14 protein-coding genes are annotated in these 16,825 nt (G+C 75.9%); 5 read left to right on the top strand and 9 right to left on the bottom strand.

The genetic code is table 11. The annotated features are described in order from the left end of the window. Positions 1-20: 20 nt before the first annotated feature. The 5 genes from ACW0Q9_RS20290 to ligD form a co-directional block, all read right to left on the bottom strand. On the bottom strand, positions 21-737 hold the full coding sequence (locus ACW0Q9_RS20290; RefSeq protein ID WP_456183582.1) for an ABC transporter ATP-binding protein: 717 nt from the start codon (positions 735-737) through the stop codon (positions 21-23). After that, on the bottom strand, positions 737-1,777 hold the full coding sequence (locus ACW0Q9_RS20285) for an ABC transporter ATP-binding protein (protein WP_456183580.1): 1,041 nt from the start codon (positions 1,775-1,777) through the stop codon (positions 737-739). Before ACW0Q9_RS20285 ends, ACW0Q9_RS20290 begins: the two co-directional genes overlap by 1 nt. A gap of 1 nt (position 1,778) precedes the next feature. After that, positions 1,779-4,508: an FtsX-like permease family protein gene (locus tag ACW0Q9_RS20280; protein ID WP_456183578.1), complete on the bottom strand. Its 2,730-nt coding sequence runs from the start codon at positions 4,506-4,508 to the stop codon at positions 1,779-1,781. Further along, positions 4,505-7,687, bottom strand: a complete 3,183-nt coding sequence (locus tag ACW0Q9_RS20275; protein WP_456183576.1) for an FtsX-like permease family protein — start codon at positions 7,685-7,687, stop codon at positions 4,505-4,507. The genes ACW0Q9_RS20280 and ACW0Q9_RS20275 overlap by 4 nt, the downstream gene beginning before the upstream one ends. An 88-nt stretch (positions 7,688-7,775) precedes the next feature. Further along, positions 7,776-8,804 carry a non-homologous end-joining DNA ligase gene (gene ligD, locus ACW0Q9_RS20270; protein ID WP_456183574.1) on the bottom strand — a complete coding sequence of 343 codons (1,029 nt, stop codon included), beginning with the start codon at positions 8,802-8,804 and terminating at the stop codon, positions 7,776-7,778. A gap of 47 nt (positions 8,805-8,851) precedes the next feature. Here ligD and msrB point away from each other — a divergent pair, with 47 nt between their 5' ends. Continuing rightward, positions 8,852-9,262 (top strand): peptide-methionine (R)-S-oxide reductase MsrB, encoded by a 411-nt coding sequence (msrB, locus tag ACW0Q9_RS20265; RefSeq protein WP_456183572.1) that lies wholly within the window; start codon positions 8,852-8,854, stop codon positions 9,260-9,262. 22 nt (positions 9,263-9,284) lie between these two features. On the opposite strand, the gene ACW0Q9_RS20260 is transcribed toward msrB, so the two are convergent. After that, positions 9,285-9,560 (bottom strand): isoamylase early set domain-containing protein, encoded by a 276-nt coding sequence (locus ACW0Q9_RS20260; protein WP_456183570.1) that lies wholly within the window; start codon positions 9,558-9,560, stop codon positions 9,285-9,287. Between the two features lie 156 nt (positions 9,561-9,716). Here ACW0Q9_RS20260 and ACW0Q9_RS20255 point away from each other — a divergent pair, with 156 nt between their 5' ends. The 3 genes from ACW0Q9_RS20255 to ACW0Q9_RS20245 all read left to right on the top strand — a co-directional run bounded on the left by ACW0Q9_RS20255 (position 9,717) and on the right by ACW0Q9_RS20245 (position 12,876). Further along, a complete protein-coding gene (locus ACW0Q9_RS20255) occupies positions 9,717-9,977 on the top strand; it encodes a Prokaryotic metallothionein (protein WP_456183568.1) in 261 nt (86 codons plus the stop codon). Between the two features lie 31 nt (positions 9,978-10,008). Then, positions 10,009-10,458 (top strand): GNAT family N-acetyltransferase, encoded by a 450-nt coding sequence (locus tag ACW0Q9_RS20250; RefSeq protein WP_456183566.1) that lies wholly within the window; start codon positions 10,009-10,011, stop codon positions 10,456-10,458. 105 nt (positions 10,459-10,563) lie between these two features. Then, a complete protein-coding gene (locus tag ACW0Q9_RS20245; protein ID WP_456183564.1) occupies positions 10,564-12,876 on the top strand; it encodes an N-acetylmuramoyl-L-alanine amidase in 2,313 nt (770 codons plus the stop codon). 61 nt (positions 12,877-12,937) lie between these two features. Here the strand turns inward: ACW0Q9_RS20245 and hemQ are convergent, their stop codons facing one another. The 3 genes from hemQ to hemE are packed head-to-tail and all read right to left on the bottom strand — an operon-like array spanning position 12,938 to position 16,201. Further along, positions 12,938-13,639 (bottom strand): hydrogen peroxide-dependent heme synthase, encoded by a 702-nt coding sequence (hemQ, locus tag ACW0Q9_RS20240; RefSeq protein WP_456183562.1) that lies wholly within the window; start codon positions 13,637-13,639, stop codon positions 12,938-12,940. Next, positions 13,636-15,045, bottom strand: coding sequence for a protoporphyrinogen oxidase (gene hemG, locus ACW0Q9_RS20235; RefSeq protein WP_456183560.1), 1,410 nt, complete (start codon positions 15,043-15,045; stop codon positions 13,636-13,638). Before hemG ends, hemQ begins: the two co-directional genes overlap by 4 nt. Positions 15,046-15,058: 13 nt before the next feature. Further along, complete coding sequence (gene hemE / locus ACW0Q9_RS20230; RefSeq protein ID WP_456183558.1) at positions 15,059-16,201, bottom strand: uroporphyrinogen decarboxylase; 1,143 nt, start codon at positions 16,199-16,201, stop codon at positions 15,059-15,061. A gap of 160 nt (positions 16,202-16,361) precedes the next feature. On the opposite strand from hemE, the gene ACW0Q9_RS20225 reads away from it, so the two are divergent. Then, the coding region (locus tag ACW0Q9_RS20225; RefSeq protein ID WP_456183556.1) for a DUF3000 domain-containing protein at positions 16,362-16,825 on the top strand (464 nt) is incomplete at its 3' end.

Raw genomic sequence — 16,825 nt, 5'->3', positions numbered from 1 at the left:
GTGGGTCCGGGTCGGTCGGGTCAGTCGGGGAGCAGGCGGCCGTCGCGGAGGGTCAGGGTGCGGTCGGCCATCTCGATGAGGGCCGGGTCGTGGGTGGCGACCAGGGCGGTCATGCCGCGGGCGTGCACCACGGCGCGGAGCAGGTCCATGATCGACCGGCCGGTCTCCGAGTCGAGCTGGCCGGTCGGCTCGTCGGCGATGAGCAGGTCCGGCTCGTTGGCCAGCGCCCGGGCGACCGCCACCCGCTGCTGCTGGCCGCCCGAGAGCTCGTACGGGCGCTGCGCGGCGTGCGCGCCCAGGCCGACCAGTTCCAGCAGCACGGCCACCCGCTGCTCCCGCTCCGCGGCGGGCACCTTGGCCAGCCGCAGCGGCACCCCGACGTTCTCCGCCGCCGACAGGATCGGCACCAGGCCGAAGGTCTGGAAGATGAACCCGACGGTGCCCCGGCGCAGCGCCAGCAACTCCCGCTCACTGGCGGCCGTCACCTCGTGCCCGGCCACCCGGACCCGCCCGCTGTCCGGCCGGTCCAGCCCGCCGACCAGGTTCAGCAGCGTGGTCTTGCCGGCGCCGGAGCGGCCCCGGACCGCGACCAGCTCACCCCGGGCCGCCCAGAAGGAGACGTCCCGCACGGCGTGGACCGCGTGCTCGCCCTTGCCGAAGGTGCGGCTCACCCCCTCGACCCGCACCACCTCGTCGACGGCGACGCGGGCGGGCGCCACGGTCAGCTGCTCGGTCATCACTCACTCTCCTCGGCGTGCGCCCGGTCGCCCGGCCGCACCTCGACGTGGTCGGGTTCCAGGTTGAGCCGGACCCGGTCGCGCAGGGACAGGGCGTCCACGAACGACGCCGGCAGCTGCATCCGGCCGGTCCGGTCGAGCACCGCGTACTCCTCGCTGACCAGCTCGGTGCTGCCGTCGGCGGCGACCCGGGCGGTGCGGCGTACCTCGGAGGAGGTCCGGCCGTCGCGGATGGCGACGGTGCGGCGGACCTGGCCGGCCACGGCGTGGTCGTGGGTGACCACCACGATGGTGACGCCCAACTCGGCGTTGATGGTGCGCAGCGCGGCGAACACCTCCGCCCCGGTGGCCTCGTCCAGCTCGCCGGTCGGCTCGTCGGCGAAGAGCACCTCCGGGTCGTTGGCCACCGCCACCGCCACCGCGCAGCGCTGCTGCTCGCCGCCGCTCAGCTGGCCCGGCCGGCGATCCGCGCAGTAGCCCACCCCGACGAGGTCGAGCAGCTCCCGGGCCCGTTCCCGCCGGGCCCGCCGGGAGCGGCCGCCGGCCAGCTTCATCGGCAGCTCCACGTTCTCCAGCGCGGTCAGGTACGGCAGCAGGTTCCGGCCGGTCTGCTGCCAGACGAAGCCGACCACCTCACGGCGGTAGGCGAGCCGGCGCCGGGTCGACAGGGCGAGCAGGTCGTAGTCGGCGACCCGGGCGATGCCGGCGGTCGGGGTGTCCAGCCCGGAGAGGATGTTCAGCAGGGTCGACTTGCCGGACCCGGAGGCACCGACGATCGCCACCAGCTCGCCCCGGTCGATGACCAGGTCGAGGCCCTGGAGGGCGACCACCTCCACCCCCTCGGTCTTGAAGATGCGGACCAGGCCGTCGCAGACGATGTGCCCGCGCAGCCGGTCCCGGCCGCCGGCCCGTTCGGCGGCGCGCTCCGCCGCGCGCTGCTGAAGGGCGGCCAGGTCCGGTACGGCGGACGCCGGCTGTCCGGGGTCGCTGCGCGGCGTCAGACGCCCCGAGCCCGGATGGCCATAGTCGATCGCGGTCATCTCAGCTCTCCTCTCCGAGCCGGAGCACCTCGCCGAGGCGCATCCGACGGTTGTTCACAGCCTCGACGGCGACGGCGAAGCCGAGGGCCAGCACGGCGAGGCCCAGCACCCCGGCCACCAGGCCGGGTTCGAAACGTGCCCGCACCGCCACCCCGCCGGTGAAGGCGGGCAGGCCGAGCACGGGGGTGAGCAGCACCGGCAGCAGCGCGCCGACCACCGCGCCGGTGAGCACGGAGACCAGCACCAGCGGGGTCAGCTCCACCAGCAGCAGCCCGCGCCACTGCCGGCGGGACAGGCCCATGGTGCGCAGCCGGGACAGCACCTGCCCGCGGCCGCGCGCCCCGGCCAGCACGGCGAAGGCCAGCGCGAGCAGGCCCAGCACGGCGCCGCCGACCGCGCCGATGGTGAAGCCGAAGACCAGCAGGCCGTTCACCCCGCTGCCGCCCAGCTCGGCGCGGACCGCCGAGCGGGTGGTGATGGTGGGCTCGCGGGGCTGCTCCCCGCCGGTCAGCGCCCCGGCCTGCTGGTAGCGCTGAGCCCCCTCGCCCACCACCCGGGCCACCGCGGCCGGGTCGACCCGGTCGCCGGCCAGCAGGAAGCCGGTGGGGGCGAGCGGGTGCAGGGCGTCCGCCGGCAGCGCCGGCCAGGGCAGCACCACGAACCGGGTGACGTCCCGGTCGACCAGCGGGAACTCGTCGACGGTCGCGGCCGTGCGCACCGGCAGCCGGTTGCCCTGCACGTCCAGCCAGGCGGGGCGCCGGCCGGCCGGGTCGGCCAGGCCGGCGTCGGTGAACTCGTCGGCCAGCGCCGGGGAGACCAGCGCCGGCAGCGGTGCGGTGCCGTCGCCGGTGGCGCGCAGCGCGTCGGGGACGGTCACCGGGACGCCCGCGCGGCGGACCACCTCGGCGAACCGCGCACCGTCGACCAGCAGCACCCGGGTCTCGCCGATCCCGCCGAACCGGCCGGCCTGGTCGGCGTACGGGCGCTGGCCGGTCTCCACCAGCAGCGGGGTGACCGCGCGGACGCCGGGCAGCGCGGCGAGCGCGTCGGTGGTGTCCGGGGCGAACCGCTCCCCGTCGACCAGCACGTCCCCGGGCACGGCGCCGGCGGCGGCCCGGTCCCGGCCGTTCTCGATGCCGGCCGCGACCACCCCGCAGAACGCGGCGGTCGCCACGGCCAGCACCACCACGATCAGCGGGCCGGTGGTGGCGGCCCGGCCGGCGCGGGCGGTGCCGAGGAACGCGACGCTGCCCCGGGCCCGGGCCGCGGCCCGGCTGAGCAGCCGCAGCGGCCACGGGTACGCGCGCAGCGCGACCAGCGCCGCGGCGACGGCCAGCAGCACGGGCACCGAGACCAGCAGCGGGTCCACCGTCCCGTCGAGGGTGAGCCCGCGCCGGCGGAGCAGGAACGCGCCGAGCGCGGCGACCACGAGCACGCTCACCTCGACGGTGAGCCGCAGGGCCGGGGAGCGGGCGCCGATCAGGTCGCTCCGACCGCCGCCGCCCCGGCCGGCGGTGAGCGCCGTGAGCGGCGGGACCAGGGTGGCCAGCAGCGTGGCGAGCAGCACCCAGCGCAGCTCCGCGCCGTCGCCGGGAAGCAGCCCGCCGAGCAGCCAGCCCACGCCGGCCGCGAGGGGCAGCACCAGCAGCGACTCGGCCAGCCCGCGGCCCAGCACCGCAGTTGTCGCTCCGCCCCGGGCGCGCAGCAGCGCGTACTCGCCCTGGCGGCGGAGCGCGGCGAGGCGGGCGGCGAGCAGGATCAGGCCGGCCAGCGTGGCGAGCAGCCCGGCCGCGATGACGGCGAGCAGCGTACGGGCGGCGGCGAGCGACTCGGCGAAGCGGCGAAGCGGGATGTCCACGCCCTGGATCAGGCTGAGCCCGGCGGGACGGGTCCGCTCCAGCGCGGCGAGCCCGTCGACCAGGGCAGTGAGCTGCCCGGAGGTGACCCGGTCGGGGGCCACCCGGTAGCGCCAGGCGAAACTGACCGGCCAGCCGGAGGTGGCGGCCGCGTCGAAGCCGGCCTCGGAGGTGTACGCGACGGAGAGGAACGGTTTGCCGTCCTGCGTGGGCGCGGCGAGCCGCAGGATCTGCGGCAGCGCGTCCCAGATCCCGGCCCGCGGGTCGTTCGGCCGGAACACCCCGACCAGGGCCACCGTCCGCTGCCGCACGGGGTTGCCGTCCTGGTCGAGGACGGACAGGGCGAAGGTGCTGCCGGCGCGGATGCCGAGCGGGCCGGCCACGGTGTCGGCGAGGGCCACCTCGATGGCGTCGCCGGCACCGGTGCCGCCGGCCGGCCACCGCCCGTCGACCAGGGTGGCCGCCTCGGGCACCCCGGTCATGCTGCGCAGGCTGACGTCGATCAGGCCCTTGCCGGGGCTCAGGGTCGGCCCGGTCAACCGGCCGAACCCGGTCTGCGCCGAGTACCACCGCTCACCGATGGTCCGCCGCACGGGCGCGGGCATCCGCGCCTCGACGGTGGCCAGCTCGCCGGCGTGGGTGGCGGCGATCCGGGAGGCGGTCGGGGGCAGCACCGTCGGCTCGGTGGTGTACGTCAGGTCGCGGCGGGCCACCGGCTGGGCGGCCACGTACTCCCGCAGCCCCTGCCCGGTGAGCCGCTCGGCGACCCGGGGCACCGCGGTGATCAGCAGCGCGGTGACCAGGGTCAGGACGGCGAGCAGCAGGAAGTGCCCCCCGTACGCCCGGACCCGCCGTGGCGCACCTGACGGACTCATCGTTCTCCCCCGATCCGGAGCTGTGCGGCGGCCACCCGACGACGGATGCCGGTGGTGATGAGGGCGGCGAAGGCCAGCGCGGCCGCCAGCAGCCCGACGGCGGTCAGCCCGACCGGTGACCACGGCACCGTGAACACCGCCTCGGGCACCGGCCGGCCGGCGGCCGGGGTGAGGATCACCAGCGGCACCATGGTGGCCGCCACGCCGGCCCCGACCAGCAGCCCGACGCCGACGCCGATGCCGGCCAGGAAGGCCTGCTCGGCGAGGAGGGCGCGGGCCAGCAGCCGGGCGTTCGCGCCGAGCGTGTGCAGCACGGCGAACTCGGCGAGCCGGTGGCGGGTGGTGGCCCAGACGTCCACGCCGAGGCCGACCAGGGCGAGCAGCACCGAGCCGAGCGCGGCCGCGAGCAGCCCGGTCCGGGCACCCCGCCAGTACGGGTCCCGGGCGGCCTCGGCGGCCACCTGCCGCCGGTCGAGCAGGGTGGTCCCCGGCAGCTCCGCGAGGGTGCCCGCCGCGGCGGCGTGCCCCCCGGCGTCGGTGCGCAGCCACCACTCGGCCACCGGCCGGGTCGTGCCCTGCTGGCGGAGCAGCAGGTTCGTGGCGGCGGGCAGGTCCAGCAGCACGCCGTCGCCGGTGGTGCCGGGGACGGCGGCGACCTGACCGACGACCGTGATCGGCAGCGACACCCCGGACAGCGCCAGGGTCACGGTGTAACCGGTGCGGACGTTCAGCGCCGCGGCGACCCCCGGGGTGACCAGGGCCGGCACCGGCTGGTCGTCCCCGGCGGGCACCACGGCGAACCGGGCCGAGGGCTGGCGGGCGAACTCCAGGGCCCCGGCGGGCAGGTCGATCTGGTGGGTGGCGTCGACGCCGGTCGGGGCCACCCGGGCCGGGCGGCGCGGCCCCTCCGCGGTGGTGACCCGCCAGTCGCCGTCGACCGGTAGCGGCAGCGGCGCGCCGCTGGCGTCGGTGAGCCGGAGCCCGTCGATCCGCAGCCCGTAGGAGAAGCCGACGGCCGCGCCGCCGTCGGCCTCGAACCCGGCCAGCCGCAGCGGGGCACCGCCGGTCCCGGGTAGCGGCACGGCGAAGCGCACCGGGCGGCCGTCGCCCTCGGCGACCGCCAGCGGCACCCGCCACGCGGCGCCGGTGTCGGTGGTGAGCAGCGCGGACACGGCGACCTGCGGGGTCCCGAACGGGTTGTCGACCGGCGTGCGGACAACGCCGGCGAGGGTGTGCGCGCCGGCCGGCAGGACCGGCCCGGCGGGCGCGGCCCGCTCCTTGACCATGCGGTCGAGCAGCGCGGCGGAGGACGCCCCGCCGGCCGCGTCGTCGAGGGTGAGCATCCCGGTCGCGGCGGCGGCGTCGATGCTGACCACACTGGCCGGCCGGTTGTCGCGGCCGAGCCGGACGTCGTCCCGCCAGGCCGGCAGCACCCGGTCCAGCCCGGCCGTGGCGGCCAGTCGGGCGGCCCGGTCCGCGGGCGCGGTGCCGTTCCGCTCCACGAGCCGGAGGTCGGCGCCCACGGTGTGCCGGGCCTGGTCGCGCTGCGACCGTTCCCAGGAGGCGACCAGCGACCAGGCCAGCGTGCTGCCGCCGACCGCGAGGGCGAGCAGCAGCACGGGACCGGCGTGCGGCCGGCGGCCGGCCTGCCACATGCCGAACATGGTGGCCGTCCACGGCCGCCGGTCGACGAAGCGTTCGGCGACCCGGGTGGCCGGGGGCAGCAGCCGCAGCGCGATCACCGCGCCGGCCAGCACGCCGATGGTGGGCGCGGCGGCGAGCAGCGGGTCGATGCCCAGCCGCCCGCCGGCTCCGGCGAGCGGCGACGAGTACTGCCGCAACTGGGTCCAGGCGAGCACGGCCAGCGCGACCAGCGCCAGGTCGACGCTCGCCCGCTGCACGGCCGCGCCCCGGGTGGGACGGGACCGGGCCGCCATGTCGGCGACGTAGGTGCCGGCCCGGCGCAGCGCGGGCAGCACCATGGCGAGCAGGCAGCCGATCGCGGCGGCGACCGCGACCACCCAGATCCGGGCCACCCCGCCGTCGGCCAGCCGCAGGTCCCCGCCGAGCCGGTGCACGGCCTGCCCGGTCAACGCCGGGGCGAGCAGCACGGCCGGCGCCACCACCAGCGTCGCCTCGCGCACGGCGAGCCCGGCGAGCTGGCCGCGGGCGGCGCCACGGGCGCGCAGCAGCGCGGTCTGGCCCCGGCGGTCCTCGTTGAGCAGCGCGGCGACCAGCACCAGCGCGTAGCCGCCGAGCACCACGATCAGCAGCAGCGGGGTGAGCAGGGCGGACCGGCCCACCAGGTCGGCCCGGCCGAGCCGGTCGACCAGCCGGTCCAGGTGGCTCACGGTCTGCGCGGAGGAGCCGAGGCCGGTGGCGTCGGGGATCTCCTCGGCGACCGTGGCGAGGGCGGCCGTGACCCCGCTCAGCCGGCTCGGCTCGACCCCGGCGAGGTCGGGGGCGACCAGCCAGGCGGCCGAGGTGGAGCCCGGAAAGGTGCGCGCGAAGTCGGCCGGGTCCAGCGCGAAGGGCCCGTACGACTCGCTCGTCGCGTCGCCCTGGCTCTCGCCCACGCCCGGGGCGAGCCGCCAGTACGCGTCGGCCGGATCGCGCGGCCGCCAGGTGCCGGCCAGCACCACGGCCCCGGCCCGCTCGGCGCTGCGGTCGTAGAGCGGCACCCGCTCACCGACCCGCAGGCCGAGCTGGCCGGCGATCTTCTCGGGGAGGGTGACCTGCAACGGCGTCGCACCCGGTGCCGGCCACGACCCGCCGGTCAGCTCGGCGTGCGTCGCCAGGTCGGTCAGCGTGGCGAGGTTGGCGAACATCGGGTCGTCGTCGGTGCGGGCCGACCCGAGGTCCCCGGTCAGCTCCCGCCCCGTGCCGTAGCGGGCCGCGGCCACGGTGACCGGCGCCCCGCCCAGGCCGTCGGCGAACTGGGCGCGGACCGCCCGGTCGCGGTCGGCGTAAGCGGCGGCGTCCTGCCCGCCCGAGCCGCTGACCAGCAGGCTCCGCTCCTCGGCCGGGGCGGCGTCCAGCACCGCCCGGGCGCCCGCGTCGACCGCCCGGCGGTTGTAGTCGGAGAGCCCGGTGACCAACGCGACCGCGACCAGGGCCGCGACCGCGGCGGCGAGCAGCAGTCCCCGAGCCTCGACCGCCCGCCTCCACACCAGCTTCATCCGACGTCCTCCCCTGGCCCCGGCGGGCCGATGACCAGGAAGACCAGTCGGGGGGCGGGAAAGGTTCGCGCGCGTTACGTGATCGTTATCAGCCGCGGGGGCGGTCGCGGTCCTTGGAGGGCTGCACCCGCTTCGGCTCGCCGGGCATCTTCGGGTATTCCGGCGGGTAGGGCATGTCCCCCTGACCGGCGGCGGCGTCCCGCTCGGCCCACTCCAGCAGCGGGGTGATGTCCCACGGGGCGTCGTCGATGCCGGCGTGCGGATCGCCCCGCTCGGCGAACCGCGCCGGCACGCTGCCCAGGTGGAAGTCGTCCGGGTCGACGTCGGTCAGCTCGTCCCACTCGACAGGCGTGGAGACGGTGGCCCGCCCGTTGGCCCGCAGCGAGTACGCGCAGGCGATGGTGCGGTCGCGGGCCATCTGGTTGAAGTCCACGAAGACCCGGCTGCCCCGCTCCTCCTTCCACCAGGCGGTGGTGACCAGCTCGGGGCGGCGCCGTTCCAACTCCCGGGCCAGCGCGATGGTGGCCCGGCGCACCTCGACGAACGTCCAGCGCGGCTGGATGCGCAGGTAGACGTGCACGCCCCGGCCGCCGGACGTCTTCGGCCAACCGGTCACGCCCAGCTCGTCGAGCAGCCCGCGCAGCTCACCGGCGGCGGTGACCGCGTGGGTGAAGTCGGTGCCCGGCTGCGGGTCGAGGTCGATGCGCAGCTCGTCGGGGCGGTCGACGTCGGCGGCGCGCACCGGCCACGGGTGGAACACCACCGTGCCCATCTGGGCGGCCCAGGCCACGTGCGCCAGGTCGGCCGGGCACAGCTCGGCGGCCTTCCGGCCGCTGGGGAAGCTGATCTCCGCGGTCGCCACCCACGGCGGTACGCCCCGGGCCGGCACCCGCTTCTGGAAGAACGCCTCCCCCTCAATGCCCTCCGGAAAGCGCTGCAGGGTGGTGGGCCGGTCGCGCAGGGCGCGCATGATCCCCTCGCCGACCGACAGGTAGTAGTGGAAGACGTCCGCCTTGGTGAAGCCGCGCTGCGGGAAGATCACCCGGTCGGGGCTGCTCAGCCGGACGGTATGCCCGGCGACCTCGATCTCCTCGACTGCGGCCTTGCTGCCAGCCATTGGGCGACCCTATGCGATGCCACCGACGGCCGACGTACCGTTGACCGGTGAGTCTTTCCGACAATGAACTGCCCCGCACCGAGGACGAGTGGCGGGTCCGGCTGAGCCCGGAGGAGTTCCGGGTGCTCCGCGAGGCCGGCACCGAACGCCCGTGGACCGGCGAGTACGTCGACACCAAGACCCCCGGCGTCTACCACTGCCGGGCCTGCGGGGCGGAACTGTTCCGCAGCGAGGACAAGTTCGACTCGCACTGCGGCTGGCCGAGCTTCGACGACGCCATCCCGGGCGCGGTCAAGGAGATCCCCGACAACACCCTCGGCATGCGGCGGGTCGAGATCCGCTGCGCCCGCTGCGACAGCCACCTGGGGCACGTCTTCGAGGGCGAGGGCTTCACCCCGAAGGACACCCGGCACTGCGTGAACTCGATCTCGGTCCGGCTGGAGCCGCGAGAGAGCTGACGGCGCGAGGCCGCCGGGCCGGTCAGAGCCGCAGGCGGCTGCCCTGCTCGTCGACCGCGTCGGCGGCCTCGTCGTCCAGCCACACCCCGCCGGTGGCGAGGTAGCGGAAGCGGTACTCGCCCGGGCCGAGCCGGACCGTCACCGTCCGGGTGCCGTCCCGGCGGGCCACCAGCTCGTGCCGGCCCGGCTGCCAGTCGTTGAAGCAGCCGACCACGCTGACCGTGCCGGGCGGGGTGTCCCGGGGCAGGCAGAACGTGACCCGGGTCTGGTTGCCGAAGAGCTTGTTGCGCTTGATCAAGGGGTTCCTCCGAGGTTCGAGGCGGTCACCAGGTCTAACGCGCGACACGCCGGGGGCGACTCGCCGTCGAGCCGGATCAGGTTCGCCGGTTTCGGTTGCCGGGACGTGTCCGCTCGCCGACCCTGGGATGACGGGTCCGTTTTCGGGGGGTTTCGTATGGCTACCTGTGAGGTCTGCGGCAACGACTACTGGATGGCGTTCGAGGTGCGCACGGTCAACGGGGCCACGCACACCTTCGACTCCTTCGAGTGCGCCATCCACAAGATGGCGCCGATCTGCGAGCACTGCCAGATCAAGATCGTCGGGCACGGCGTCGAGGTCTCCGGCCGCTTCTTCTGCTGCGCCCACTGCGCCCGCGCGGTCGAGGGTGAGCAGGGCGCCGAGGTCCGCGACGCGGTGGGCGCCCGCCCCGCCTGAGCACCCCGGGGCCCCGGCCTACCATCGCGGGATGCCTACCGAGTCCCACCTGGCCGGCTTCGCGGAGCTGGACGCGCGCACCTTCCACGACCTGCTCCGGCTGCGCATCGACGTGTTCGTGGTCGAGCAGGCCTGCCCGTACCCGGAGCTGGACGGCCGGGACGTCGAGCCCGGCACCCGGCACCTCTGGCTGACCCGGGACGGCGACGTGGTGGCGTACCTGCGGATCCTGGCCGACCCGGGCGGGTTGGCGCGGATCGGCCGCGTGGTGGTGGCGCCGGCGGCCCGCGGCGCGGGCCTGGCCGGCGCGCTCATGACCGAGGCCCTGGCGGTGGTGGGCGACCGGCCGTGCGTGCTGGAGGCGCAGACCCACCTCGTCGACTTCTACGCCGCCCACGGCTTCGCGGTGAGCGGCCCCGGCTACGTCGAGGACGGGATCCCGCACACCCCGATGCGGCGGGAGGGCCGCGCCGCCGCCTGAGCGGACGTCGGCTCGTGGACCGGCACCCCGAGTGCGCGGGAGGTAACGACATCCGTCGTGACTACGCTCAACCCTCCGGTGAGACCGCATCGGAGGGACACGAGGGTGAGATTGACGGGGATCCGCTGGAACCGCCGGACGGCCGGCATCGCGGCGGCGATAGTGGCGACCACCGTCGCCGGCACCGCGGGCCTGGTGGCCGTCGGCGTCAACGACGGCTTCGCCGAGTGGGCGGAGGGGTCGGCCACGCCGAAGCTGCACACGGTGGCCTTCCCGGCCCCGAACGGCCGCGAGGTGACGATCCCCCGGCGGGACACCGAGCGCTTCGCCATGATCGGGGTGACCTGGACGAACCCGCAGCTCGACTTCCGGGGCACCATCTCGGTCCGCACCCACGCGGTGGGCGGCCGCTGGTCGTCCTGGATGCCGCTGGAACTCGACGGCCACCTCCGGCCGGAGCCCGGTTCCCCGGCGGCGAGGACCGGCCGGGCGCGCGGCGGCTCCGATCCGCTCTGGGTCGGCCTGTCCGACGGCGTCGAGGTGCGCGCCGAGGCGACGTCCGGTGACGCCGCCGGCGACCGGCTGCCCGACGGCCTCCGCCTGGAACTGGTCGACCCGGGCCAGGTGAAGCGGCGCAAGGCCGGCGCGGCCGGCGTCGGCGGGACCCGCCCGGAGCGCCTGCGGCCGGTCGCCGAGGTGCGGGCGCTGGAACCCACCCCGACCGAGCCGGCACCGACCACCACCACGACGACCGCACCGGCGCCGACCGGGACCACGGCCCCCGCGGCGACCACCGCTCCCGCGCCGGCCGAGACCACCGCCCCGGCGCCCACCCAGACCACCGCGCCCGCGCCGACCACCACGTCGGCGCCGGCGCCCACCACCAGCGCGCCCTCCGCGCCCACCACGACCCCGCAGCCCTACCAGATCCCCGTGCCGACGGTGGTCACCCGCGCGGGGTGGAAGGCCGACGAGGCGATCGTCACCGACCCGCCGTCGTACGGGACCTCGGTCAAGGCGTTCTGGGTGCACCACACGGCCGGCACCAACGACTACAGCTGCGCCGACTCCGCGGCCATCGTCCGGGGCATCGAGATCTACCACGTCAAGAGCAACGGCTGGAACGACATCGGCTACAACTTCCTGGTCGACAAGTGCGGCGTGGTCTTCGAGGGCCGCAAGGGCGGCATCGACAAGCCGGTGATCGGCGCGCACACGTACGGCTTCAACACCGACACCTCGGCGATCGCCGTCCTCGGCACCTACATCAGCACCGGCATCCCGGCCGCGACCCAGGACGCCATCGCGCACGTCGCCGCGTACAAGCTCGGCCTGTACGGCAACGACCCGCTCGGCAAGGTCACGCTGACCGAAGGCGTGTCGGACGGCAAGTTCCCCCTCGGCCAGCAGGTGACCTTCAACCGGATCGGCGGGCACCGGGACGCGGTGGCGACCGAGTGCCCCGGCGACGCGCTCTACGGCCAGCTCGGAGTGATCCGCAGCAAGGCGGCCAGCATCTACGGCCTGACCCTGACCGGCATGACGGGCAACCGGAACGGCACCACCTACCACGTCCGGAGCACGGCGAACGTGACCTGGTCGGTGAGCACGCCGAGTGCGCTGATCTCGCGTTTCGAGGTGCTGGTGGACGGGGTGGTGGCGGCCACCGCCCCGGGCACCGCCCGCTCGGCCGGCATCGGCCTCCAGCCCGGCTCGCACACCGTCCAGGTCCGCGGGGTGCACGCGCTCGGGCGCACCGCGGTCAGCGCCGGGCAGGCGGTCGTCTCGGACCTCACCGCACCCACCTTCCCGCAGGCGCCGACCCTCTCCCTCCGCACCGGCGCGGCGAGCAGCACGGTCGTGCCGGTGACCCTGGGGTGGCGGTCGGCCGACAACGTCGCCGTACGCTCGGTCCTGTTGACCGCCCCGACCAGCGGCACCTACGCGGCGAGCGGCAGCTACAACACCACCACGAAGCCGAGTGTCACCACCACCTGGTCCATGCGGGCCGCCGACTGGTCCGGCAACACCGCGACCTCCTCGGCCGCCTGGGGCCCGGTGTTCAGCGCGGAGACCAAGGCGGCCCGCACCGGCACCTGGTCCACCTCCAGCGGCAGCAGCTACCTGGGCGGCTCGGCGCTGACCTCGACCACCGCCAAGGCGTCGCTGGCCTGGACCACCACGGCCCGTTCGATCGCCTTCGTGGCGACCCGGACCAGCACCTCGGGCCAGGTGGAGATCTGGGTGGACGGCGTCCGGCAGACCACGCTGGACCTCAGGTCCAGCACCACCCAGTACCGCCAGGTGGTCTGGGCCAGGACCTGGACCAGCAGCGCCCGGCACACCGTGAAGATCGTGGTCGTGGGCACCTCGGGTCGCCCCCGGGTCACCACGGACGGTCTGATCCTGGTCCGCTGACGGGAACGGCGACGGGCCCCGGAGGAGGATCCTCCGGGGCCCGTCGCGGTGACCGGGTCGCTCAGACCAGGCAGGTGACCAGGTCGGCGATCGAGCGGCGGCGGCCCGTGTAGAAGGGAACCTCCTCGCGCACGTGCCGGCGGGCCCGGGAGGCCCGCAGGTCGCGCATCAGGTCGACGATCCGGTGCAGCTCGTCGGCCTCGAAGGCGAGCATCCACTCGTAGTCGCCGAGGGCGAACGAGGCGACCGTGTTGGCCCGCACGTCCGGGTAGCCGCGCGCCATCCGGCCGTGCTCGGCCAGCATCTCCCGCCGCTCGGCGTCGGGCAGCAGGTACCACTCGTAGGACCGGACGAACGGGTAGACGCAGACGTAGGCCCGGGCCTCCTCGTCGGCCAGGAACGCCGGGATGTGGCTCTTGTTGAACTCGGCCGGCCGGTGCAGCGCCATCTGCGACCAGACCGGGGTCAGCGCCCGGCCCAGGGTGGTGCGCCGGAACCGCAGGTAGGCGTCCTGGAGCGCGTCGCTGGAGGACGAGTGCCACCAGATCATCAGGTCCGCGTCGGCGCGCAGGCCGGCCACGTCGTAGGTGCCGCGGATGGTGACGTCCTTGCCGGCCAGCTCCTCGAAGAGGGACTCGACCTCGGCGACGACGTTCTCGCGCAGGGACGGGAGGGGGCTGGTGGCCCGGTACACCGACCACATGGTGTAGCGGATGGTCTCGTTGAGCTCCCGCAGCCGGGCCGCGTTGGTCTGCTCCGTCATGCTGCCGATCCTCCCAGTGCAGTGATGATCTCTTCGGCCGCCGTCTCGCCGGAGCGGACGCAGACCGGGATGCCGACGCCGTCGTAGCCGGCCCCGGCCAGGGCCAGCGTCGGGTGGGCGGCGCGCAGCGCCGTCCTCGCCGCCGCCACCCGGCCGAGGTGGCCGGGGGTGTACTGCGGCAGCGCCCCGCCCCACCGCTGCACGTGCCGGGCCACCGGGGTGGGCAGCGGCGTGCCGAGCACCTTCGACAGCTCCCGGTGCACGGTGGCGACCAGGTCGTCGTCGGTGAGCTGGAGCGAGGTCTCGTCGCCGTACCGGCCGACCGAGGCGCGCACCAGGGCGAGCCCGTCGGGCCGGGCCAGGTGCCCCCACTTGGTGGTGAAGAAGGTGGAGGCCTTGATCAGCAGCCCTTCGGTGGCCGGGACCAGGAAGCCGGACAGCTCCGGCAGCTCCGGCTCGGGCAGGGCCATGGTGACCAGCGCGACGCTGGCGTAGTCCAGGCCGCCGACGGCCGTCGCGACCTCGGGGGCCGGGCCGGCGAGCAGCCGGGCGGCCGGGCGGGCCGGCACGGCCAGCAGCACGGCGTCGGCCTCGATGAACTCCGGGTCACGGGTGGGGCCGACGGTGAGGCGCCAGCCGGTCGGGGTGGGGTGCAGCTCGCGGACCGCGGCGTCCCGACGGATCGTCGCCCCGCTCTCCCGGGCCGCCGCCTCGACAAGCGTGCTCAGCCCGCCGGCCAGGGTGCCGAAGACCGGGGCGCCGGGCGCGCGGGGCGCGGCGGCCTGCGCGGCGCGGACCGCCCCGACCAGGGTGTGCTCGACCCGGGCCGCGCGGGCCAGCGCCGGCATGGTGGTGACCAGCGAGAGGTCGTCGGCCCGGCCGGCGTAGACGCCGCCGAGCATCGGGTCGACCAGCCGGTCCACCACCTCGTCGCCGAGCCGGTCGCGGACCAGTGCGCCGACCGACACGTCGGCGTCCGGCGGGAGCAGCGGCGCGCCGCCGTCCCGGTCGGCCGCCGCGGCCGGGTGCGCCACCGCCGCCACCTTGTCCAGATCCCCGGGTACGCCCACCAGCGTGCCGCCCGGGACCGGGCGCAGCCCGCCGTCGACCACCAGGGCGGCCTGGCCGACGGTGGGGTGCACGATCCCTCCGGCCAGGCCGAGCCGGCGGACCAGGGTCACCACGGCCGACTCCCCGCCGGCCGGGTCGCGCATCAGGAACGACTCGGCGCCGAACTCGACCGGCCCACCGGCCAGCTCACCGGTGCGGAGCTTGCCGCCGAGGCGGCCGGACTGCTCGTACACGGTGATCTCGGTGCCGGCGGGGGCGCGGTCGCGCAACCGGACGGCGGCGGCCAGCCCGGTGATCCCGCCACCGACGATCGCCACCCGCCACGGTCGCGCCATGGTCGTCCCTCCCTTACGCCGCCGGCCGCGCGGACAGCTCGTGCACCAGCGCGACCACCCGGGTCAGCACCTCGGGGTCGGTCTCCGGCAGCACGCCGTGACCGAGGTTGAACACGTGCCCCGGGGTCGCCCGCCCCTGGTCGAGGATCCGGCGCACCTCGGCCTCCACCACCGGCCAGGGGGCGAGCAGCACGCACGGGTCGAGGTTGCCCTGCACGGCCTTGTCCGGGCCGATCCGTCGGGTCGCCACGTCCAGCGGCGTACGCCAGTCCACGCCGACCACGTCGGCGCCGGCCTCGCCCATGGCGCCGAGCAGCTCCGCGGTGCCCACCCCGAAGTGGATCCGGGGCACGCCCGGCGACCACTCCGGCTCGGCGCGTCTGTCGCCGCGCCGCGACCCGGAGCAGTCGTCCGCCAGACCGGTGAGCACGTGGGTCGAGTGCGGCAGCACGTAACGGCGGTAGTCCGCCTCGGAGAGCGCGCCGGCCCAGGAGTCGAAGAGCTGCACCGCGGAGACCCCGGCGTCGATCTGCACCCGCAGGAACGCCAGCGTCACCTCGGCGAGCCGGGCGCAGAGCGCGTGCCACAGCTCCGGGTCGCCGTACATCAGCGCCTTGGTCTTCGCGTGGGTCCGCGACGGGCCGCCCTCGACCAGGTAGCTGGCCAGGGTGAACGGTGCGCCCGCGAAGCCGATCAGGGGGGTGTCGCCCAGCTCGGCGACGAGCAGCCGGACGGCCTCGTCCACGTAGGACACGTCATCCCGGCCGATCGGGTTGATCCGCTCGACGTCGCCGGCGGTGCGGACCGGTTCCGCCACCACCGGGCCGGTGCCGGGCACGATGTCCAGGTCGATCCCGGCGGCGGCCACCGGCACCACGATGTCGCTGAACAGGATCGCCGCGTCGACCCCGTGCCGGCGGACCGGCTGGAGGGTGATCTCGGTGACCAGCTCGGGGCGGCGGCACGACTCCAGCATCGGCACGTTGGCCCGGATGTCGCGGTACTCCGGCAGCGACCGGCCGGCCTGGCGCATGAACCAGACCGGGGTGTGCGGGCCCGGCTCGCGCCGGCAGGCGCGGACGAAGGGCGAGTCGGCCGGCCCGCCGCGGCGGGGTTCTCCGTCTCGGGCGGCAGTGCCCGTGGTGTCGGTGGTCATCGCGGCAATCGTGCCACGCGGCCGGGCGGCCACCGCCGCCACCGTCACCTTTTGTGACCGGCCCCCCTCCGGTGTCCGGCGCGGCCCGGCCTCCATGATCGTGACCGTCCGCCCGGCGCGCCGTCACACCGTGCGGGGCGGCGCGGAATAGGCTGCCGTCATGGCCCCCCCGATCGCGCTCCCGGAAACCTTCGCCCGCGCGGTCGCGGGGCTGCGATCGGCGACGTGTCGCCCGGAGATCGTGCTGGAGGAGGTCGGCGCCCCGCAGCGGCTGGCCCCCTACGCGTTCGCGCTCTCCGCCGCGGTGCTGCGCGACGGCGACGAGGTGGCCACGGGGCGGCTCATCCTGCTGCACGACCCGGCCGGGCACGAGGCCTGGCAGGGCACCCTGCGGCTGGTCACCTACGTGACCGCGGAGCTGGAGGTCGACCTGGCCAGCGACCCGCTGCTGCCCGGCGTGGGCTGGACCTGGCTGACCGACGCCCTCGACGCCCAGGGGGCCCGCTACCGGGCCATCGGCGGCACCGTCACCCAGACGCTCTCCACCCGGTTCGGCGAGCTGGCCGGGCCGCCCGCCGCCGGCGACATCGAGATCCGCGCCTCCTGGACGCCGCTCGCCACCGA

The sequence above is a fragment of the Micromonospora sp. I033 genome, assembly GCF_053890995.1.
Note: the sequence above shows the minus strand (reverse complement) of the source record. Positions and strands in the feature narration are given on the sequence as shown.

What these genes read in the sequence shown, in the direction of transcription:
- ACW0Q9_RS20290 (WP_456183582.1), bottom strand. Translation starts at nt 737, where the DNA reads ATGACCGAGCAGCTGACCGTGGCGCCCGCCCGCGTCGCCGTCGACGAG.
- ACW0Q9_RS20285 (WP_456183580.1), bottom strand. Translation starts at nt 1,777, where the DNA reads ATGACCGCGATCGACTATGGCCATCCGGGCTCGGGGCGTCTGACGCCG.
- ACW0Q9_RS20280 (WP_456183578.1), bottom strand. Translation starts at nt 4,508, where the DNA reads ATGAGTCCGTCAGGTGCGCCACGGCGGGTCCGGGCGTACGGGGGGCAC.
- ACW0Q9_RS20275 (WP_456183576.1), bottom strand. Translation starts at nt 7,687, where the DNA reads ATGAAGCTGGTGTGGAGGCGGGCGGTCGAGGCTCGGGGACTGCTGCTC.
- ligD (WP_456183574.1), bottom strand. Translation starts at nt 8,804, where the DNA reads ATGGCTGGCAGCAAGGCCGCAGTCGAGGAGATCGAGGTCGCCGGGCAT.
- ACW0Q9_RS20255 (WP_456183568.1), top strand. Translation starts at nt 9,717, where the DNA reads ATGGCTACCTGTGAGGTCTGCGGCAACGACTACTGGATGGCGTTCGAG.
- ACW0Q9_RS20250 (WP_456183566.1), top strand. Translation starts at nt 10,009, where the DNA reads ATGCCTACCGAGTCCCACCTGGCCGGCTTCGCGGAGCTGGACGCGCGC.
- hemQ (WP_456183562.1), bottom strand. Translation starts at nt 13,639, where the DNA reads ATGACGGAGCAGACCAACGCGGCCCGGCTGCGGGAGCTCAACGAGACC.
- hemG (WP_456183560.1), bottom strand. Translation starts at nt 15,045, where the DNA reads ATGGCGCGACCGTGGCGGGTGGCGATCGTCGGTGGCGGGATCACCGGG.
- hemE (WP_456183558.1), bottom strand. Translation starts at nt 16,201, where the DNA reads ATGACCACCGACACCACGGGCACTGCCGCCCGAGACGGAGAACCCCGC.